Below are 19,501 nucleotides of genomic sequence, written 5' to 3'. Positions count from 1 at the left end.
TTCCTCTAATTTAGTTAGGGTTAGGCCTCCACATATCCCATAACACCAACAAGTTCGAAAATTCGGTTACCCGATAATTTGTTCCAAGCTTGCACCCAAGTGTATGTGTCGATATGTGTGTGTGTTAAAATTAAATTTCGTGTTGTCTTCGTTACAAACAACCTGTGGACCAAATCGGCCTGAAAGATTTATTTGTAAAAAGACGGCGCGCTTTATACCATATAAAAGAAATTAACTCAACGTTTGGGCTAAAAATCGTTCATAAACTAGCCTGGTGTTGTCGCGTCGAAACTATGACTTGGAGTCTCAATGAGTGCAGTGATCAAAACCCCTGAAGAAATCGAAAAAATGCGTGTTGCCGGTAAGTTAGCCGCTGAAGTATTGGAAATGATTGAACCTTATGTCAAACCAGGGGTGACAACTGATGAGCTGAATACCATTTGTCATAATTATATTGTGGATGTGCAGCAGGCAGTGCCGGCACCACTTAACTACCACGGTTTCCCTAAGTCTATTTGTACCTCAGTGAACCACGTAATTTGCCACGGTATTCCAAACGACAAACCGCTTAAAGAAGGCGACATCATCAACATTGATGTGACAGTCATCAAAGACGGTTACCATGGCGATACTTCAAAAATGTTCTTTGTAGGTAAGCCCAGCATTCAGGGTAAGCGCCTGAGCGAAGTGACTCAGGAAGCCCTGTATATCGGCATCCGTATGGTGAAACCGGGCGTACGCATTGGCGACATTGGCGCTGCGATTCAAAAATATGCCGAGGGCTTTAACTACTCTATCGTGCGTGAATATTGCGGCCATGGCATTGGCGCCGAATTCCACGAAGAGCCGCAAATTGTTCATTATGGCAAGCCAGGCACAGGTGAAGCCCTGCAAGCCGGCATGTGTCTGACTATTGAACCTATGGTCAATGCGGGCAAGCGCCACTGTAAACTGCTCAAAGACGACTGGACTGTAGTAACGAAAGACCGCAGCCTGTCTGCCCAGTGGGAACACACTCTGCTGGTGACTGAAAACGGCGTAGAAGTTCTGACGCTGCGCAGCGATGACACCATTGAGCGGATAATCGAGCACACCGCTTAATTGAACCCTGAGACGCCACCAGCCGGTGGCGTTTTGCTTTACTGACTTGTATGCTGGCTTTTCACCCAGTTAACCACCCACTCTCTATCACTTTCTCGCATTTTTTTGCCACTTAGTGTAAAACTGAGCTGTGAGTTTTGCGCGCAACATAGGGAGCCCAGGTGGCACTACCAAACAAAGTAAAAACGCTTCTCGACGAAGCGCAAACCTTGAATGACTATAAAAACTGCCAGGCCTATTTTTACAAGTGGCTGAATAATCAGTTTTCCAAACAACCCGTCAGACAGTTGATCAATGGCCGAGCTGAGTTTATAGACAGGCTGCTGATCAAGCTCTACTCCGACACCGGATTGGCGCAGTTCCCGGATCTGGCGCTGATTGGTGTGGGAGGCTATGGCCGTGGCGAGTTGCACCCGTATTCCGACATAGACTTCCTGCTGCTGTGTAAGCAAGAGCCCGGCGCAGAACTAACCGGCTCGCTGGAGTCATTTATGACGTTGCTGTGGGATCTGAACCTGGATATTGGCCACAGCGTAAGAACCCACGAGCAGGTGCTGGAACAAAAACGCGAAGACGTGCACTTTACCACCAGCTTGCTGGAAAGCCGCTTGATTTGTGGTAATCACGTAGAGTTCGAGCGACTGAAAAGCCATATTGTCGAAACGCCCATCTGGCAGTCGGATGAGTTCTTTATCGCCAAGGTCAAAGAGCAGCGTCTGCGACGCAAAAAATGCCACGGTACGGCTTATAACCTTGAGCCTAATATCAAAGAGAACCCCGGTGGCCTGCGCGACCTTCAGACCATCTTTTGGGTGGCTAAAAAGCACTTTCACGCCGAAACGCTGGAAGAGCTTATAAGCCATGGTTACCTGACCCATGAAGAATATCAGGAGCTGCTGGAGTGCCTGGAAAACCTCTGGAACATCCGTTTTGCATTGCATCTGGCCGCCGGACGCAGCGAAAACCGCCTACTGTTTGACTATCAGCCTCATGCCGCGGAGCTATTAGGGTTTGGCTCCGAAGGTAAAGCCTCGGTTGAGCGTATGATGAAACGCCTGTTTCGGATCATGAGCCGGGTGCGGGAAATGAATCAGATGCTGCTATCTTATTTTGAGCAGAGCATTTTACCGGATCAAAGCGAACAGACCGTAGTGCCACTCGATAACCACTTTGAGCGTGTTGGCAAAAGAATCCGGGTCAAGAACCCCTCTGTGTTCTTTCGTCGGGAAAACCTGATCTTATTGTTCGAGCACATTGCCGACAACCCTGAGATCACAGATATCGACCCTAGCACCATACGCACGGTGCGCCAGGTAAGACGCCGTTTGCTCGGTGACTTACAGGATTATGCCGCCTGTCGCGACGCACTGATGCGGCTACTCAAGCATCCCAACGGCATGGGCCGCGCATTTACCCTGATGCACAAGCACGGGATCATCGCCGCCTATTTGCCACAGTGGCGTAACATCTTTGGCCAGATGCAGTTCGACTTGTTCCACGCCTATACCGTGGATGAACACACCCATAAGCTGATCAACAACATTTATCGCTACTTCAGCCATGAACATCAAAATGAGTTTCCGCTGTGTTCGGAAATTGTCACCCGCATGGATAAACCCGAACTACTCTATCTGGCGGGGATTTTCCACGATATTGCTAAAGGTCGTGGTGGCGACCATTCGGAGCTGGGGGCGGTTGATGCCTCGGCGTTTGCACGTATGCATGGTTTTTCCTCGTCCGACAGCAAACTGGTCGCGTGGCTGGTTGAAAATCACCTGCTGATGTCGGTTACCGCGCAGCGTAAGGACATTAATGATCCGGATGTGATCAACGAATTTGCTTCTCGCATCAAAAATGAGCGCCAGCTTGATTATCTCTATTGTCTGACGGTGGCGGATATTCGTGCAACTAACGACAATCTCTGGAATGACTGGAAAAACACCCTGCTGCGGGAGTTGTATTTACATACGCAGCGTGCATTGCGACTGGGGCTTGAGAACCCCATGGATATGCGAGATCAAATTCGCGATAAAAAGCAACAGGCGAAGCAGCGGCTTATTAATAAAGACTATCGCGAAGATCTGATTGATATGATCTGGGCGCGCTTTAAGGCCAACTATTTTACTGCCTTTAGCGAGCAGCAAATTTCCTGGCATACCGAGTACCTGCTCGGCCGCGACGATTTAAGTAAGCCTTGCGTGGTGGTCTCAGAACAACCGATGCACGGCGGCACCCAGGTCTTTGTTTATGCGCCTTATGAAGCCACCCTGTTTGCTAAACTCGTGGCGGTGATTGGCTCCAAAAAAGCCCAGATCCAGCATGCTCAGGTGCTGACCACCAAAGATGGCTATGTGGTCTTTAGCTTTGTCATTTTGGAAGTCGATGGCCGCCCTATCAGTGGCAGCCGGGCCAAAGCCCTGCGCCGCAGTCTGGAAGTGATCCTGACCGATCCGAAAAAGAAAATCCGGCTTAAAAAGAACCGCTCTCAGCGCTTTAAAGACTTTAATATTAAACCTAAGGTAGTGGTCCGCCCCCACGCCCGTAGTGACAGAAACTTGATAGAGATCCAGGCAGTGGATATTCCCGGCTTGTTGACTAAAATAGCCGAGGTATTTCAATTGCATTCACTGCATATTCACGCCGCACGTATTACCACAGTGGGCGAACGTGCGGAGGATTTCTTTGTGGTTTCGGACAAAGATTATCAACGTCTCAGTGAAGATGCCAAAGCGTCGTTACACCGTTCACTGATGAAAAAACTCAATGCAGAATCTGAATAAATGAGGACACTATGTCGGATTTAAAAACCATAATTGAACAGGCCTGGGAACAACGCGACACCATCACACCCAGTGATGTGTCACCTCAGGTTAAAAATGCCATTATTGATGCGCTGGCCATGCTGGACTCGGGTGCCGCCCGTGTTGCTGAAAAAATCAGTGGCGAGTGGGTTGTACACCAGTGGCTGAAAAAGGCGGTTCTGCTGTCATTTCGTATTCGCGATAATCAGCCGCTGCATGATGGCGTTAACCAGTTTTACGATAAAGTGCCGCTTAAATTCAGCGACTATACGCCAGAGCAGTTTCAGCAAGGCGGCATGCGTGTTGTGCCTAACGCCGTCGCACGTCAGGGCAGCTTTGTTGGCAAAAACGTAGTCCTGATGCCCTCTTATGTGAATATTGGCGCGTACGTTGACGAAGGCACTATGGTTGATACCTGGGCCACCGTTGGCTCTTGTGCGCAGATCGGTAAAAATGTGCACCTGTCAGGCGGTGTGGGTATTGGCGGTGTGCTGGAACCATTGCAGGCCAATCCTACCATCATTGAAGACAACTGCTTCATCGGCGCCCGCTCTGAGATTGTGGAGGGCGTGATTGTCGAAGAAGGCGCTGTCATTTCTATGGGCGTGTATATTTCACAAAGTACCCGTATTTACGACCGTGAAACCGGCGAGATCCACTACGGTCGAGTGCCAGCTGGCGCCGTGGTCGTCCCGGGCTCTTTGCCAAGCAAAGATGGCACACACAGCCTGTATGCGGCCATTATCGTGAAGAAAGTGGACCAGCAGACACGCGAAAAAGTTGGTATTAACGCCCTGCTTCGCTCAGTGCAGGATTAATACGCATCCCGGGCTTTGTTATAGAGCCCGGGATCACAACTATGCCGTGACATTAAGCCCCTCGCTAGCCTCTGACGGCATGTAGCTTTGCCCGTGTAGCGCCCTAACAGCCGCCAGCCTTTCCTTCAAAAAATCCACCTGACCCAAATCACCAATGCTCTCGCTAAACTCGATGGACTGTTCAATCTGCCCAATATAGTCTGTTTTTACATCGCCCATTTGGGCCTGCTGACCATCCAGGTGTACCCGGCCACCGGGTAAAACCATAGGAACAGCCAAGTCGGCAACACCCGAACGTACCAGAGCATTGTATTGATTAGGAGAAATATTGTGCATATCAATCGTCTGCTCGGCCTGACCGCCCGACGAAGTCTTGGCAGCGTCAGTTTGCTGATAAGCCGACACCTGAGATTTGCCGGCCGTGCTGTATTGATTTGTGTTTGTGACGGCAAAGTTTTGCCCCATTCCTTGAATATTCATAGTACACCTTTGTACTTTTATTGATCGCAATCAACACAGTGCATATTTTGAACCACAATTACATTAAATTTTAATTTACTTTTTATAAACATTGTGAAAACATAAAAAACAGCGAACAAAGTCGCTTCAAGCCCAGTAAATTCAATAATTTACCTGTATTACTTTATTAAATAATGACTGTGTTTATCCAAGGAAAAACCATATTAAGAGGAAATTTATGTTTAATTTTAAAAAAGTATCACTTGGTATTGCGCTGCTGAGCAGCTCAGTTATTGCCGGTCAGGCCACCGCCGCAAATGTTGAACGTGGTGTTGCCGTTGATGTCCAGGAAGTAAAATTGCCAACCCTGAACGGTATGCAACTTGACCTGAGCCATCTGCAGGGTCGTACACAGTCTAAGGCCAGTAAATCAGACGTGACCATAATGGGACCTGCCAGTGGCATCAGCTATTACGAAGTCTTTGCGGTCGGTTCAACAGATAAAGGCTGGGAATATCCACCTGCATCACAGTTTTCAACGACAGAAGATCATGGTGGCAATCAACTGCTGGTCGCAGTGATCCAGTATGGATATGGAAACCCAAATCAGGCAACCATGAATGGCCAGCAAAAGAGCTATAACAGCCGCGAATATTTGTGTGGTTCTATGAGTAACCTGCATATCTGCAATACGGGAGAAACCGTGACAGGCTTCCTGTATTACTTTGATTTTAGCGGTCAACAAAGTGGCCAGTTTAACACCTCTTCTAACTCAACAGCATCGCCGTTTGGGTACTGGAGCGATTCAATCTATATCAAGTAACGCGCATTATACGCCCAACTTGAACTAGTCTCAGGGGATATTTGGTCCCCTGATATTATTACGCTCCGCACTTATAATGGTATTAACCGCAAACACCTCCCTTCCCTAAAGAGGCAATTATTTAGATATCCACCTTTTCCAGAGTATTAATACTGATATGCGGCCAACGGATCAGCTCACCGGGCCTGTCTTTACGATTAAAAAAGTCTAGAATCACTGTCTGGGAATACTGTAACCAAAGTTTCGGATTACCACTTCTATCAGTCTCTGTTAGCTCGTAAATCCAGAATGTAGAATGTACCTCAGCGGCATTCGCCTGGCGCGTGACAAAAGGGATATTGTTGACAGAGCCCGACGCCGCAGTTGTGCGAACTTCAAGTTTGGTCGTATTTTTCACTTTGCCGTCACTGAATAAGGGAGCAATGGCTTTTTGCAGCAGCGCATTGGCCTGAGTGGGGTCAAAGAGACCTTCGAAAGGCTGATCCCTAAAGTGCTTGTAAGGCACCAGGTAAGGATTTGAGTCAATATCGCCCGACACACCTATGGGCAAGCCATTCAGGGCTGGGATTTCAAACCCAGACTGTGATTGTGCGCTCTTACCCAATGCGATCACTGCATCGCCATGAGGAATACTGGACAGACGGGCGATATCCAAATCATCCGTCAACTGGTCACGCATGTGCAGCCACAAACCAGGCTCATGATGAATTGCCAGGCCTGGTTTACCTTCGAGACCGGAAGGTGGGTAATCCTTTGCTGCTATCTGATTAATGATTTGGGTGTAATCGAGTGTTGCAACGGATTGATCATCGGGTATGCCACGATTTGGCACGCCTTTATCAACCAAATTAAAGGTCAGCTCCTCGTTATACTGATTCATAAGCAGCCGATAATCCAGCTCTCCTGCTGCAAATGGCAGAGCTATCATATTCCATCCATGGCCTTCGAGATGACCTGTGTTCTTCCATGTTCCAGGGAGGTGACACAAAGGGCCTAGCTCCGAGTCCTGATGTTCACCGATAATGATTTTGCGTTGGTTTTGATCAAACCCGAGACGAGATTTAGGTGACGACATAAAATAGTTCCTTGTACTTGCTTGATTGCGCTCGAGCACCATTGAGTAGTCAAAGGTAATGAGCGTGACGAGGCGGGACCACCAGCAAAAGAGCCTGATCTTTTCTAACAACTACACGCTTTAGTAACTGATCCGAAAAGAAACAAACGAGTCTAAACTCTCGCTCCCAATGGAAAGTTAGTACAGGATCGGCAAATAGACGAACAAAAAAGGAAAGCGGGCACGAGTGTGCCCAGACAACACGATATGTTAGCTTAGGGGGACCAACCGACAGTATGCCCTGCCAGCGGTTTAGTTAAGCGCTTTAGGCAAACTGAGGTTCGTCGATTAAGTCGCTTTGGGCCCCTTGCTCCAGCAAACTCATAAAGTTTGGCTGGCCAAAAATCATCATGATATCCAATAATTGACAGGCAGATAAGTCAGACTTACCGCACTCCCAGTTGGAGATGGTTGCTTGGTCAACCGGTGTGACAAGCTTTTTACCTAACTCAGCCTGAGTTAAGTTCATTTCTCTGCGCAGGCGACGGATCGCAGTTTGAATTTGCTTCCTGGCTGCTATGGTGTGTGCTTTACGCACAGATTCATTTCTTTTTACAGTAGTCATAACATATCCGCTTATTATCAAATCACAGTGTCTTACAAACCTACAGCCTTGTGCCTAAAGCCAATCGATTTACAAGCCCCTAAACACAGGTCTGAATTTTTACTTAGCTGGCGTCAATGCCAAAAAAGTGCTTAATTTTTCGTCCCGGTTAGACATTTGACTGAGAGTCATGTAGTCTGAACGGGTCAGGTGGATAAATAATTAACCGGATTGGGTCATATGTCAAATACTTTTGCTACAAGATTAAAACAGTTACGTATCAACTTGGGGTATTCTCAGGTTGGTTTTTCAGAATTGCTGGATATTCCCACTGCGTCTTACCGAAAGTATGAAAAAGATGTTAGAGAACCCACTTTGTCTGTGATCAGTAAATTCTTTTTGCACCCCGTCACCAAAGATAATGCGCTATGGCTACTAACTGGCGAGCATTCCCTGCAAAACGCCGCGTCTCAGGCACGAACTGAGCCACCAATGACCTACCACTCTGACATGGAACAAAGCCTGATTGGCAGTATTGCCAGCTCTCTTGAGTTTATTGCACATATGAAATGGTTTACACCGGGTTCACAGGCCGGCTATCAGGATTACGGACATATCATCCTGCGCGACCTGAAACCCCTGCTCCAGCAGGGCGCTGTTACGAGTGAGCATGAAAATAAAAGACGCGCGTAACACCCTGGGTTAGTAAGAAATCTAAAGTAACCCAAAGCGATCACTTTTGATTATTTTGCATATGCGAATTGGTCACCGTGCCCTATGCGGTTAAGATGCTGCCCTGCTTTTCTTGCTGATCGCCCGCCAGCTCCTGAGCCAAAGTTTGTGCGCGCTGATACGCCTGTCTTAGTGATGCCTGATGCCTGCTGTCGGCAAACTCCTGATATTCACTCACTATCTCATACATAGTTTCGACCCCCAGGTAACGACTCAACGTGCGCAAATGTGGCATAAGGTGATTACTCTTAGCCCTTATCTCAGGCGCTTCAAAACCAAACTCACCGCATGAGGCTATCGCGATCAGTGTCTTACCCGACAGCAAAGGCTGCAAAGGGAAGTCCCCGCGATTCAGGTCAAAGTCAAAGGTTTTGTTAACCCGGACCACCTGATCAAACCAGGCTTTAAGCTGTGCTGGCATGCCATAATTGTACATAGGTGTTGAAATCACAATAAAGTCGGCACGTACCAGTTCATTGATCAAAGTATCGGATAACACCAGCTGCTGCTTTTGCGCTTCTGTGCGTTTGTCTTCGGCAGTGAACACCGCCCCTATCCAGTCCTGAGTGATAAATGGCGGCGGATTTATGCCAACATCACGATAAATATACTCATCTATAGAGCCTGCCTGTTGCCAGCTTTCAATAAACTGATGCGCAATGTTTTTAGAAATTGAATTATGCGACGGTTTATGGTTTTTGATCGCCCTGACACTCGAGTCTATATGTAAAATTGTGCTCATGCTGATTACCTTATTAATTAATAAACCATAACAGTGTGCGTTTCAGCGCCCGATTAGACAAACGATACTCTTGCACCCATAGATGAGTTAAAATCATCTATAGTCTTATTCACTGAGTCGTTACTATGCCCTTATCTGTTTCATTACAGGCACTCAGAGCGTTCGAAGCCGCGGCACGCCATGGCAGCTTTAAACTCGCAGCAGAGGAGCTTGCCTTAACACCAACGGCGATTTCTCACCATATCAGTAAGCTAGAAGACCGCCTCAACGTTTGCCTGTTTGAGCGTCGGCCCAGGCAAGTACAACTCACCGATACAGGGCAACAACTGGCCAAAGCGACCTCCGAAGGATTTGCCAAAATTGAAAGCGCGCTGGCTGATATTCAGCAGTTAAATGAAGTTGTAAGGGTGGATACCACCTCCTCCTTTGCCGCCCAGGTTTTGCTACCCGCGCAACATACCTTTGCGGCTACCTACCCGAATGTTTCAATGCACGTTTCAAGCGGCGAGCAAGCGAACAGCCCTCCCTATTCTATTCCTGTGCGCCTGGGCAATATCCAGGATATTGCCGTTGAGGACCGGCTCAACGTGGAACAGTACAATGTATTCACGGGCGCGGATATCACAGCTTTTCGGACGTCATCAAAGCGCCCTGTGCTTTACACTACACGCTGGAAAAACCCTGCACTGTGTAAACCGCCACTGGACGCTTGGCTGGCCAGTAACGCTTTAAGAAGAGACCACTTTATTATCAGAGAGTTTGATCAGGAATTATTTGGGATCCAGCAAGCGGTGGCAGAAAACGCGCTGGTGTTTTGTTCAGAGCTCCTGGTGCGGGGTATGTGCTCTAGCGGCCTGCTTAAGCCTGTGGGGGACAGTAATATTGCTTCTGAGCTGTGTTATTACATTCCCAATAAAACACGCTTCAGAACGAATAACGCGATGAAGTTTATAGCCTGGCTGGAGGAGTTAATATAACGCATAGAGCAAGCTCTGAGGTCAGCCTGAGTTACACACACCTGTGTTGATATGACATTCTTATTTGTCAGTACAAATAAACTTTGGGACCCTACTGAATACAGACAGGCCTTGAGCGCTCACAAGTAATGAGACTATTTAACCACCTTGAGGGTCGCTGGTTTTTGCTCAACTGATTGATTGTTCTCGGCTCTGAACTCTTCAACACGATCGTAAATATCTTTTACGCCGTAATATTGCTCGAGGTTTTTCTCGGCCGCCAGTAAGTCACCGAACTCCATAACAATTTCATAGGCTTCGGTGTATTTGTCTTCGACTTCTTCTGCACTGTCTTTGTTAGCCTTAACCAGCTCTTTCACTCGCAACTCAACGGGACTGAGACGAAGCCCTTTAACAACCATGGCTACGACAAAAATCAGTGAAACAACGATGAGCATACTACCAATAACAATGAGTTCCATATCATACGGCTCCTTTGGTAAGTCTTGATTCCATCAACTTATAAAACGGATATCTAGATAACGCAATAAACGTGCAAATATTGAAACTCACTACAAATGGTCCATACACTTCATACAATATATGAATATCCAAATAACCACGCAAAATAAGCTGCGAAAAATTCAGACACATCAGCATAAATGATATGTAAGCCACGAGGCGTGATGTGGCAGAAAAACTACAGCCGCGGATTACATGCAGCAAATATAAAACAGTAATGAAAGACACACCAGTACATACCAGAGCAAAATAATATACCTGGCGCATTTGTATCAGTTCAAGAGGAAGATTAAGAATGTATGCGCCCAAATTCGCACTCACTGGGTAAAACACCAGAACGGCCAGACAGGAAAGAAAGCATGAATGCAGCTCATGGTCTTCTTGCTTTTTCAGAGTGCTTTTGCCACCGAAAAACAATCCAAAGCGATGCTTCTTGAAACTATACAGCAGGAAAAAAACAATAAACAATTCCAATGCTATTATGATCCACGAAGTGACTAAATAAAACTCATTCATGCTCGGCCAAAACCCTACTATTTACCCGCTAACTAATTTCGCAGCTTCAGGAGAAAAACGTTGAACGCGAGGTTGCGCACCGCTTCCTCCGCTATTTCCACCAGACACTAACTGCGCATCTGCATCAATCAGGCTCAAGGCTCTGTCCGGTTGGATTGTGTTTGACTTTTTCTTCAAGCGTTTAGTAAAAAACTTCATATTTTCCGTCCTTCTGTATTTTTGAAAGGACCACCCACTCAAGGTTGCACACATGTTAACCTTATTGCCATATAGTAACAAGCATTAATTGTCTTAAATTCACTTAATTGTGGACGGTCTCGTAAGCCATGAGAATGCCAAAAGCTCACTGCTGACCCAATCATGGTATGGACCATGATAAGGAAAATTAGAAAAATTGGAACAACAAAACGACGGGCTCTGCCAGGGCTTGGTTGTAAATCGGGCAGCACTGCGCAGACTTATGCCTTTTTTATACTTGGCAAACATATCTTTATCAATCTGGGAACAACTCTATACGTAACACAAAAAAGCCGCAGCCTTTATGGCTGCGGCTTTTCCGATTCACACAGCGGACACAACAACTACAGTGCCGTCTGCATTTCCTCGAACTTATCTGTGATCTCTGTACTGGGCTCTGACGTAGCTAAGCTCACAGCAACAATTGCAATGGTTGCAGCAATAAAGCCTGGTACAATTTCATAGATCAGGGCACTTAGTGGCTGACCATCAATGGTCACAGGTCCATAGATCCAGAATAATACCGTGGCCGCCCCTACAATCATGCCAGACAGCGCACCGGCAAAGTTCATGCGCTTCCAGAACAGGCTAAGCAGTACCAGCGGGCCAAATGCAGCGCCAAACCCGGCCCAGGCATTACTGACCAGGCTCAGAATGGTGCTATCGCGGTCATAAGCCAGGTAGATGGCACACAGTGAAACCAGTGCGACGCTGATACGTCCTACCAGTACAAGCTCTTTGTCTGAGGCGTCTTTACGCAGGAAGATTTTATAAAAATCTTCGGTTAATGAGCTGGAGCTCACCAACAGCTGCGATGAAATGGTACTCATAATGGCTGCCAGAATCGCAGCCAGCAGGAAACCGGCGATCAGCGGGTGGAACAACAGCTCGGATAAGATCAGGAAGATGGTTTCAGGGTCTTCGACCACAATGCCATTTTCATGGGCATAAGCCGCACCAAACAAACCCGTTGTAATGGCACCCATCGTCGCTACCAGCATCCAGCTCATACCAATGCGACGTGCGGTTGGCATGTCTTTTACACTGCGCACCGACATAAAGCGCACAATAATATGTGGCTGACCGAAATACCCCAAGCCCCAGGACATAGCCGAGATAATGCCGATTGCACCACCTGCGCCAATCCAGGTAAGCAGCTGCGGGTTAATATCATTAAGCGTTACACTCAGTGGGTTCTCCAGTAATGAGTAAGTCACCGCAGGCACTAAGATCAATGCCAAAAACATAATACAGCCCTGCACAAAGTCGGTCAGACTCACTGCCAAAAAGCCACCAAACAAAGTGTACAGTACCACCACACCAGTTGTGATATACAGGCCAGATTCGTAGCTCATGCCAAACGAGTTTTCGAATAACTTGCCGCCGGATACCACCCCAGCAGATGTATACAGGGTGAAGAAAATAATAATCACCAGTGCGGATACAATACGCAATGCATTGCCTTTGTCTTCAAATCGATTAGCAAAGTAGTCAGGGATAGTGATTGCATCGTTTGCCAGCTCGGTATACACCCGCAGTCGCGGTGCCACCAGCAAATAGTTCAAAAATGCGCCAATGACTAAGCCTATGGCTATCCAGGTACTGCTGAAGCCACTTACAAACATAGCGCCGGGCAGGCCCATCAGGATCCAGCCACTCATATCTGAGGCGCCCGCAGACAAAGCCGCGACACTGGGTGGCAAGCTGCGGCCACCTAACATATAACCCGACACGTCGCTGGTAGACTTACGGTACGCATACAGTCCGATACCCAGCATGGCGATGAAATACATGGCAAGAGAGATCATAGTGCCAGTTTCCAAAATTACCTCCTTTAGTTCGGGCTCCTCTCCACAATATCAGATACTGTTTTATTGTTAGCTGAGATTGGGACAAAAGCCATTGCGAAAGGCCCACTATAACATGGCAAAGATCACCACCCAAGTTACACAAGATGAAGTGAGCATGAATTGAGCGTAGCTCCTCTCATACCTTAATACCAAAAGCTGAAACAAGCTGAATTAGTTAATGAAATATGCCTGAGATTGACTTATATTGTTGTGCAGTAGAAGTATTCAGTCAGGTGTATCTTTCATGTATTTTTATGCCGCCAGGCAGCCAATCCTAAACAAAAACAAAGAACTCGTGGGCTATGAGCTGTTATTTCGTGACGGTTTGGACAATGTCTTCCCGGAAATCGATGGCTCAGAGGCAACCTCAAGATTAATTGAAGGCAGCCAGTTTAACTTTGGTCTGGAAGATTTAACCGATAACAAACCCGCTTATATCAACTTCACGCTGGAAACCATACTAAAAGGGTATCCGACCATGATGGGGCGTGAGCAACTGGTGGTAGAAATTCTTGAAACTGTGCAGCCAGGCAAGCGCCTGCTGAGCGCAGTGCAGGATCTCAAAGCAAAGGGTTACACCATAGTGCTGGACGATTATCAGCACCAGAAGGTATGGCGGCACTTTTATCCGTTTATTGATCAGATCAAGATAGATATGCTGACCACAGATGTGGCCACCATTGAAGAGATCAAAGAAGCCATCGCGCCGTTTAAAAATATTGAGCTGGTTGCAGAAAAAGTCGAAACCCATGAACAGTACCAACAGGCACTGGAACTTGGGTTTAGCTATTTTCAGGGCTTCTTTTTCGCCAAACCTGAGGTGGTACAAAGTAAAACCCTACCCCCTTCTGAGATGGCGCTGGCGGAGCTGCTGTACGAAACCTCCAGTGTCGATGTGGATTTAAAACGCATTACTCAGGTATTCGAGCGCGATGTTAATCTCAGCTATAAACTGCTACGTTATTCCAATTCTGCCGCATTCAAGCGCCGCGCCGAAATATCAACCATCAAACAAGCGCTGGTCGTGCTCGGGAATCAGGAGCTTAAAAAGTTTCTGTCGTTGCTGTTTGCCTCGCAAGTGTCTTCGGAGAAACCGCTGGAGCTGGTACGTCTGTCACTCACCCGCGCACGCTTTGCCGAACTGCTGGCTATTAAGCATCATAAGCTAAAGGACACCGGCATGGCTTTTTTGGCAGGTATGATGTCGCTCATGGATGCTATTTTGGATGAAAGCATGGAAAGCGTGATGAGCAAACTACCGCTGGCCATTGAGATCAAAGACGCGTTATTAAAGCAAGAAGGCACACTTGCCAGCTACCTGGCGCTGATTAAACAGTACGAGCAAGCCGACTGGCAAGGCGCCAATGAAGCGGCAAAGCAACTGGCTCTGGACCCGGACCTGTTGCCCGATTACTACCATGAAGCGCTGCAATGGTGCGACCAGCAAATGGAAGTCATGGCAATCTAGCCCTTTGGCGGATTCAATCCTTGAATACAGCCACCACTCGGTGGCTGTATTTGTTTTAGGTCAATGTTTTGTGTCATCCCTTGCCAAATCCGCTGAAGTGCGACAATTTGTCACATCCCAGGCGCTTATCTGACAAGTAAAATTCCGCTCAATAAAAACGTGAAAACACTTTGGGATGGATCATGACCAGAAACCTTATTTGGCTTGCAATAACCGCCGCTTTTTCTGCACACAGCCAGGATATACAACACGACACGCACACAGACAACCTGGAGCGCATCGTTGTTATCGCGCCCATGCATAGTCCTTTAGACATTAAAACCGACCCAAAGGCACCCAGACAGCCTTTACCCGCACAGGATGGTGCCGATCTGTTATCCAGTATTGCCGGTTTCTCTTTGGTTAAAAAAGGCGGCGCCAGCAGCGATCCTGTGTTTCGTGGGATGGCCGGGTCGCGCCTCAATATTATTACCGACGGTGGTCTGACACTCGGTGGCTGCGGTGGCCGTATGGACCCGCCCACGGCCTACATCACACCACAAACCTACGATACCCTGACCGTGATCAAGGGCCCACAAACCGTCTTGTATGGGCCGGGCAATAGCGCTGCTACGGTGATTTTTGAGCGCGAATCGGAGCGCCTGAGTGAGACAGGCTGGCAAGGCTTTGCCAATGCAACCCTGGGCAGTTTTGGCAAACGTATGGTGAATGCCGATGTGAAAGGCGGCACAGAGGACTATTATGCCCGTATTGCAGCAAGTAAGAGCGATGCCGATGACTATGAGGATGGCGAAGGCCAGTCCATTCACTCCGCGTATGATAAATGGAACCTGGACTCAGAATTTGCCTACACCCCGGATGACGACAGCCTCTACAGCCTGAGCCTTGGTCGCAGCGACGGTGAGGTTGCCTATGCCGACCGCATGATGGATGGCAGTAAATTCGACCGTAATCATGTCGCGCTCAATGTTGAACTGGATGAACTCTCCGGGTTTGCTCATGCATTAGAGGCCAACGTCTATTACAACCACATTGACCATATTATGGACAATCATAGCCTGCGCCCTTTTACACCTAATATGATGATGAAAAACCCCACTTCATCCAACCCGGACCGCCGTACCTGGGGTGCCAAACTGATGCTAACCTCAACCATCAACACGCAACACACCCTGAGTTATGGTTTAGATCATCAGCAAAACCGCCACCGTACTCGTGGCAGTATGAACCAGCCACAAATGCCAGTAGAGACAATGCCGCGCCGCGACAACGCCGAGTTTAAGCAAACCGGACTATTCGGCGAGCTGGAATACGCACTGCGCACAGAAGGCCCAATACGCAGCCAGTGGGTGAGCGGGTTGCGACTTGATGACTGGTCTGCAACCGATAAGCGCCAGCAACTTGGCTCCATGATGATGCCAATGGTTAACCCCACGGCCAATCACACCCGAGACGACACCCTGTGGAGCGGCTTTACACGCTATCAGGTTCAGCACCAGGATATGAGCTATTACATTGGCGCAGGTCATAGCGAGCGCTTCCCGGATTACTGGGAGCTAATGGGCGGCGGGCGCCGTGGTGTAGATAGCATCAGCGCATTCTTATTAGAGCCGGAGAAAACCAATCAGCTGGATATCGGCTGGATGTTGCAAAAGTCGGTGATGACCACCTCAGTCTCGCTGTTTTACAATCGTATTGATGATTACCTGCTAACCGATAACCAATATGAAGTGATGGACAAAACACTGGCTGTGACCCGCAACATTGACGCCCAGACCATGGGTCTGGAAATGGAAACCCGGGTAACGCTCAGTAAACGCCTGAACTTCACCACCAGTATCAACTATGTGCGCGGCAGCAATAAAACGGATCATACGGCCCTTGCACAGCAGCCTCCTCTGCAGGCACGCTTTGCCATGGATTACACGCTGGATAAATGGCAGGTTGGCGGCTTGTGGCGTCTTGTAAAAAGCCAGAACCGCGTTGCCATCGGCCAGGGCAACATTGCAGGTCAGGACATTGGGCCCAGCCATGGCTTTGGCGCGCTGGCACTGAATGCGTCTTATAGCTACTCTGACGAGCTGCTATTGAGTCTCGGCGTCGATAATGTGCTGGATAAGGCTTACGCAGAGCACCTCAGCCGCGCCGGCGCTATGGTCAGCGGCTATGCGCAGATTGATAAAGTCAACGAAGCAGGCCGCACGCTGTGGGCCAATATGAACTGGCGTTTTTAATCTCAAAGCGTTTTGGGAGCCTGGCTACACCAGGCTCCTTCTGCTCCGCAAGCTGGTTGCTTGTGTAACACCACAACGACCTGCATTACTGCGGTTTGATACGAAATTTAACGTTACAGTAAAACCCCGTTGCTATCACAGTAGTCACGCCTGCCAAAATCAGGATAACGGATTGCTCCTCGCCGAGAAGACTCAAATACTCGAGCAAGGCTGCGGCACTCATCATCAGGCCGCCAACAAATAACCCCCAGCCAAAGATCTGCGCAATGGCGTTGTGGCTATGGTATTTATCCGGATCCCACCCTGCAATTAAAAACATACAGTGTTTTACCCCAATCAGATATGCCCCTATCAGACAGGGTAACGCCGCCACAATAAACACGACAATGGCACCTGCATTTGAATTTTCCATCATTAACCTCCGTTAAAAAAAGTTGAAAAAAACATTTTATTTTGATTAATATAATCCGTAGTTTTTTTGGGGTCAATGAAACCCGTCATTTTTAATTATCGTCAAAGGAATACATAGTAAATGAAAAAGGCAAAATTTTTAGCAAGTATCATACCTACCGTTGCTGTCACCGGTGTACAGGCAGACGAAGGCCGACTATACGGAGAACCAACAAGTCTCAAAACCACAGCTGAAGCTAAACAAGTTTACCAACAAAATAAATTAAGATTAGGTTTTAGCCCGGAGCAAAAGAATGAAGTTGCACAAATTTCTGAATTGGGCAATAAAATCTTACTTGATGAGGCTTCCCGACAGGCATTCCTCACTGACGAGGAGCACTTCTTTTCATCTAAGGGACTTGATTACGCCTCCATTAAAAACTTAGACTCCGTTCGCGCTTTGCGCCTATTTGCGCAAGATAATTTCCGTATGGCTATGGTTAACCGGGACTACAGAAATGTTCTCATTGAACTCCAGGCACATGGCTTCTTAGGCGCTGACGACCTAACTCGACTGAAAGACAATTTTAAAGTGGTCTTTTCTCAGGATCATTCTATCAGGGAAGCCCTGATTAAAGATGTAAGAATATTACAGGACAATAAGCTAAGCCTGAATGATTCGTTAAGCCTGCTTAGCAGTACTTCGGAAATCACTCCGTCCTATTTTTGTACCGCTTTTAGCTTCTGCCTTGCCGTTGCTAACGCAGCCGCAGTTTCTAATGCGTTTGCCGTTGCCGTTGCCGTTGCATGGTGTGGTGTCAAAGCATGGGGTTGCCAGTTACCTGGGCCAGGTGTCGAAGAAGGCTTGTATGTCGGCAAGCTTGCGCTAAGCGACGACAACATTCGTGACAATAAAGAGTTTGCGTATCGCTTAGCTAACAACATTGGCTCTGAGCAACTTATGAAAGAAGTTAGCTTAGATATAGTAAAAGCTGAAATCTTTGCCTACTACGACGCTGCATATGAAGTTGGCCTAATCGCTACAGAAGAGGACAGAGATCTATTGGTCAGGGGCATATTTGAACATATCAAGCAAACATATCTTATGGAGCAAAAAGTCAATGAACAGTGATCTGGTACTGGCTCATTACCCAAACTCCATGACCATTTTACCCACTTACAGATGCACCGCAGCCTGTAAAGAGTGCTGCTTTGAATCATCACCTGAGGTAAAAGGCCGCCTGAGCCTAGATGAAATTGAACATGCAATCGATTCTGCAAAAGAGAGCTTTCCTGCATTGAAAATGGTCGTTTTCTCTGGCGGTGAATGTTTCACTCTTAAAGAGGATCTATACAGTTCAATTGAAAAAGCATCACGACTAGGGTTAGCAACTCGTTGTGTCAGCAATGGTTATTGGGGAAAGAGTTTGGATAACGCCCACTCCGTCGCCAAGAAAATCGCAAAAGCAGGCCTAAATGAAATCAACTTTAGTACAGGATTGGACCATAGTCAGTTTGTGACGCTACAAAGTGTGATAAATGCAGCATTGGCGTGTATTGAGCATGGCATCACTACCCTGATTATCGTTGAAAAAGACAGCGAATCGAGTGAAGTATTGAACGATTTGTACAATCACCCTGATTTTGGAAAAATTTCAGCAAGTTCTTTGCTTACTGTAAAGTCAAATGCTTGGATGCCATTCAAGCAAGACTTCGAATCAAGGGGTGATCAATCGTCCGGGCCTAATTTAAATGAGGGGTGTAGTCAGGTATTTGAGAATATTGTGGTCACTCCACACAATTTAGTTTCCGCTTGTTGTGGTTTGACGCATGAACACATTCCTGAAATGAAGATTGGAGATTTGGAGCACGATTCAATAGGAGCAGCTTTCAATAATCAGTTGGAGGACTTTCTTAAGTACTGGATCAAAGTGGAAGGGCCCATGAATATAATCCGCCAGCTTTGCGATGAAGATTTCATTACTCGTGAAGTAGGTCAAATCGATCATATTTGTCAGGCATGTGTACATTTACATAAGAATCCTGTTATTCGAGAAAAGTTAGCTAGTGAATATCATAACCACGTCAATCAGGTGATGGCTAAATTTCATCTAGAGCTATCAGCAAAAGGGATAGAAAACCACTTTTTAGTCGCATAAGCACCTATAAAAAAACCGGTCAGTGAATGCTGGCC

General features: G+C 47.4%; 19 protein-coding genes. 10 read left to right on the top strand and 9 right to left on the bottom strand.

Going from position 1 to position 19,501, the window contains the following annotated elements:
- Window positions 1-309 precede the first annotated feature (309 nt).
- The 3 genes from map (at window position 310) to dapD (ending at window position 4,720) form a co-directional block, all read left to right on the top strand.
- Window positions 310-1,101, top strand: coding sequence for a type I methionyl aminopeptidase (gene map, locus C3B51_RS12275; protein ID WP_130245213.1), 792 nt, complete (start codon window positions 310-312; stop codon window positions 1,099-1,101).
- Between the two features lie 161 nt (window positions 1,102-1,262).
- A complete protein-coding gene (gene glnD / locus C3B51_RS12270) occupies window positions 1,263-3,881 on the top strand; it encodes a [protein-PII] uridylyltransferase (RefSeq protein WP_130245212.1) in 2,619 nt (872 codons plus the stop codon).
- Window positions 3,882-3,892: 11 nt separating this feature from the next.
- Window positions 3,893-4,720: a 2,3,4,5-tetrahydropyridine-2,6-dicarboxylate N-succinyltransferase gene (dapD, locus tag C3B51_RS12265; protein WP_046003875.1), complete on the top strand. Its 828-nt coding sequence runs from the start codon at window positions 3,893-3,895 to the stop codon at window positions 4,718-4,720.
- 39 nt (window positions 4,721-4,759) lie between these two features.
- Here dapD and C3B51_RS12260 read toward each other — a convergent pair whose 3' ends face one another.
- Window positions 4,760-5,200 (bottom strand): hypothetical protein, encoded by a 441-nt coding sequence (locus C3B51_RS12260; RefSeq protein WP_125720853.1) that lies wholly within the window; start codon window positions 5,198-5,200, stop codon window positions 4,760-4,762.
- A 217-nt stretch (window positions 5,201-5,417) separates the two neighbouring features.
- On the opposite strand from C3B51_RS12260, the gene C3B51_RS12255 reads away from it, so the two are divergent.
- A complete protein-coding gene (locus C3B51_RS12255) occupies window positions 5,418-6,002 on the top strand; it encodes a DUF4879 domain-containing protein (RefSeq protein WP_240657449.1) in 585 nt (194 codons plus the stop codon).
- A gap of 121 nt (window positions 6,003-6,123) precedes the next feature.
- On the opposite strand, the gene C3B51_RS12250 is transcribed toward C3B51_RS12255, so the two are convergent.
- Together C3B51_RS12250 and C3B51_RS12245 are read right to left on the bottom strand one after the other, a co-directional pair.
- Window positions 6,124-7,077 (bottom strand): heme-binding protein, encoded by a 954-nt coding sequence (locus tag C3B51_RS12250; RefSeq protein ID WP_125720851.1) that lies wholly within the window; start codon window positions 7,075-7,077, stop codon window positions 6,124-6,126.
- Window positions 7,078-7,381: 304 nt separating this feature from the next.
- Window positions 7,382-7,681: a helix-turn-helix domain-containing protein gene (locus C3B51_RS12245; RefSeq protein ID WP_125720849.1), complete on the bottom strand. Its 300-nt coding sequence runs from the start codon at window positions 7,679-7,681 to the stop codon at window positions 7,382-7,384.
- Window positions 7,682-7,900: 219 nt separating this feature from the next.
- On the opposite strand from C3B51_RS12245, the gene C3B51_RS12240 reads away from it, so the two are divergent.
- The gene (locus C3B51_RS12240; RefSeq protein WP_130245211.1) at window positions 7,901-8,353 is read left to right on the top strand and encodes a helix-turn-helix transcriptional regulator; all 453 of its coding nucleotides are present in this window, start codon (window positions 7,901-7,903) and stop codon (window positions 8,351-8,353) included.
- 82 nt (window positions 8,354-8,435) lie between these two features.
- Here the strand turns inward: C3B51_RS12240 and C3B51_RS12235 are convergent, their stop codons facing one another.
- A complete protein-coding gene (locus tag C3B51_RS12235; protein ID WP_130245210.1) occupies window positions 8,436-9,134 on the bottom strand; it encodes an FMN-dependent NADH-azoreductase in 699 nt (232 codons plus the stop codon).
- 125 nt (window positions 9,135-9,259) lie between these two features.
- On the opposite strand from C3B51_RS12235, the gene C3B51_RS12230 reads away from it, so the two are divergent.
- Entirely contained in the window at window positions 9,260-10,111 is an 852-nt protein-coding gene (locus C3B51_RS12230) for a LysR family transcriptional regulator (RefSeq protein ID WP_130245209.1), read from the top strand.
- 134 nt (window positions 10,112-10,245) lie between these two features.
- On the opposite strand, the gene C3B51_RS12225 is transcribed toward C3B51_RS12230, so the two are convergent.
- The 4 genes from C3B51_RS12225 to putP all read right to left on the bottom strand — a co-directional run bounded on the left by C3B51_RS12225 (window position 10,246) and on the right by putP (window position 13,188).
- Complete coding sequence (locus C3B51_RS12225) at window positions 10,246-10,572, bottom strand: hypothetical protein (protein ID WP_130245208.1); 327 nt, start codon at window positions 10,570-10,572, stop codon at window positions 10,246-10,248.
- Between the two features lies 1 nt (window position 10,573).
- Window positions 10,574-11,128, bottom strand: coding sequence for a hypothetical protein (locus C3B51_RS12220; RefSeq protein ID WP_130245207.1), 555 nt, complete (start codon window positions 11,126-11,128; stop codon window positions 10,574-10,576).
- Between the two features lie 21 nt (window positions 11,129-11,149).
- A complete protein-coding gene (locus tag C3B51_RS23580; protein WP_165389149.1) occupies window positions 11,150-11,326 on the bottom strand; it encodes a hypothetical protein in 177 nt (58 codons plus the stop codon).
- Between the two features lie 383 nt (window positions 11,327-11,709).
- Complete coding sequence (gene putP, locus C3B51_RS12215; RefSeq protein WP_130245206.1) at window positions 11,710-13,188, bottom strand: sodium/proline symporter PutP; 1,479 nt, start codon at window positions 13,186-13,188, stop codon at window positions 11,710-11,712.
- 271 nt (window positions 13,189-13,459) lie between these two features.
- On the opposite strand from putP, the gene C3B51_RS12210 reads away from it, so the two are divergent.
- Both C3B51_RS12210 and C3B51_RS12205 read left to right on the top strand, forming a co-directional pair.
- Window positions 13,460-14,683 (top strand): EAL and HDOD domain-containing protein, encoded by a 1,224-nt coding sequence (locus C3B51_RS12210; protein ID WP_130245205.1) that lies wholly within the window; start codon window positions 13,460-13,462, stop codon window positions 14,681-14,683.
- A gap of 182 nt (window positions 14,684-14,865) precedes the next feature.
- The gene (locus C3B51_RS12205; RefSeq protein WP_130245204.1) at window positions 14,866-16,917 is read left to right on the top strand and encodes a TonB-dependent copper receptor; all 2,052 of its coding nucleotides are present in this window, start codon (window positions 14,866-14,868) and stop codon (window positions 16,915-16,917) included.
- Window positions 16,918-17,002: 85 nt separating this feature from the next.
- Here the strand turns inward: C3B51_RS12205 and C3B51_RS12200 are convergent, their stop codons facing one another.
- Window positions 17,003-17,332, bottom strand: coding sequence for a hypothetical protein (locus C3B51_RS12200; protein ID WP_130245203.1), 330 nt, complete (start codon window positions 17,330-17,332; stop codon window positions 17,003-17,005).
- A 117-nt stretch (window positions 17,333-17,449) separates the two neighbouring features.
- Here C3B51_RS12200 and C3B51_RS12195 point away from each other — a divergent pair, with 117 nt between their 5' ends.
- Window positions 17,450-18,439, top strand: a complete 990-nt coding sequence (locus C3B51_RS12195) for a hypothetical protein (protein WP_130245202.1) — start codon at window positions 17,450-17,452, stop codon at window positions 18,437-18,439.
- Entirely contained in the window at window positions 18,429-19,466 is a 1,038-nt protein-coding gene (locus C3B51_RS12190; RefSeq protein WP_130245201.1) for a radical SAM protein, read from the top strand. The genes C3B51_RS12195 and C3B51_RS12190 overlap by 11 nt, the downstream gene beginning before the upstream one ends.
- Window positions 19,467-19,501: the final 35 nt, after the last annotated feature.

Source organism: Pseudoalteromonas rubra, assembly GCF_004212645.1.
Lineage (GTDB): Bacteria > Pseudomonadota > Gammaproteobacteria > Enterobacterales > Alteromonadaceae > Pseudoalteromonas > Pseudoalteromonas rubra_G.
This window is presented reverse-complemented; position numbering and strand designations above follow the sequence as displayed.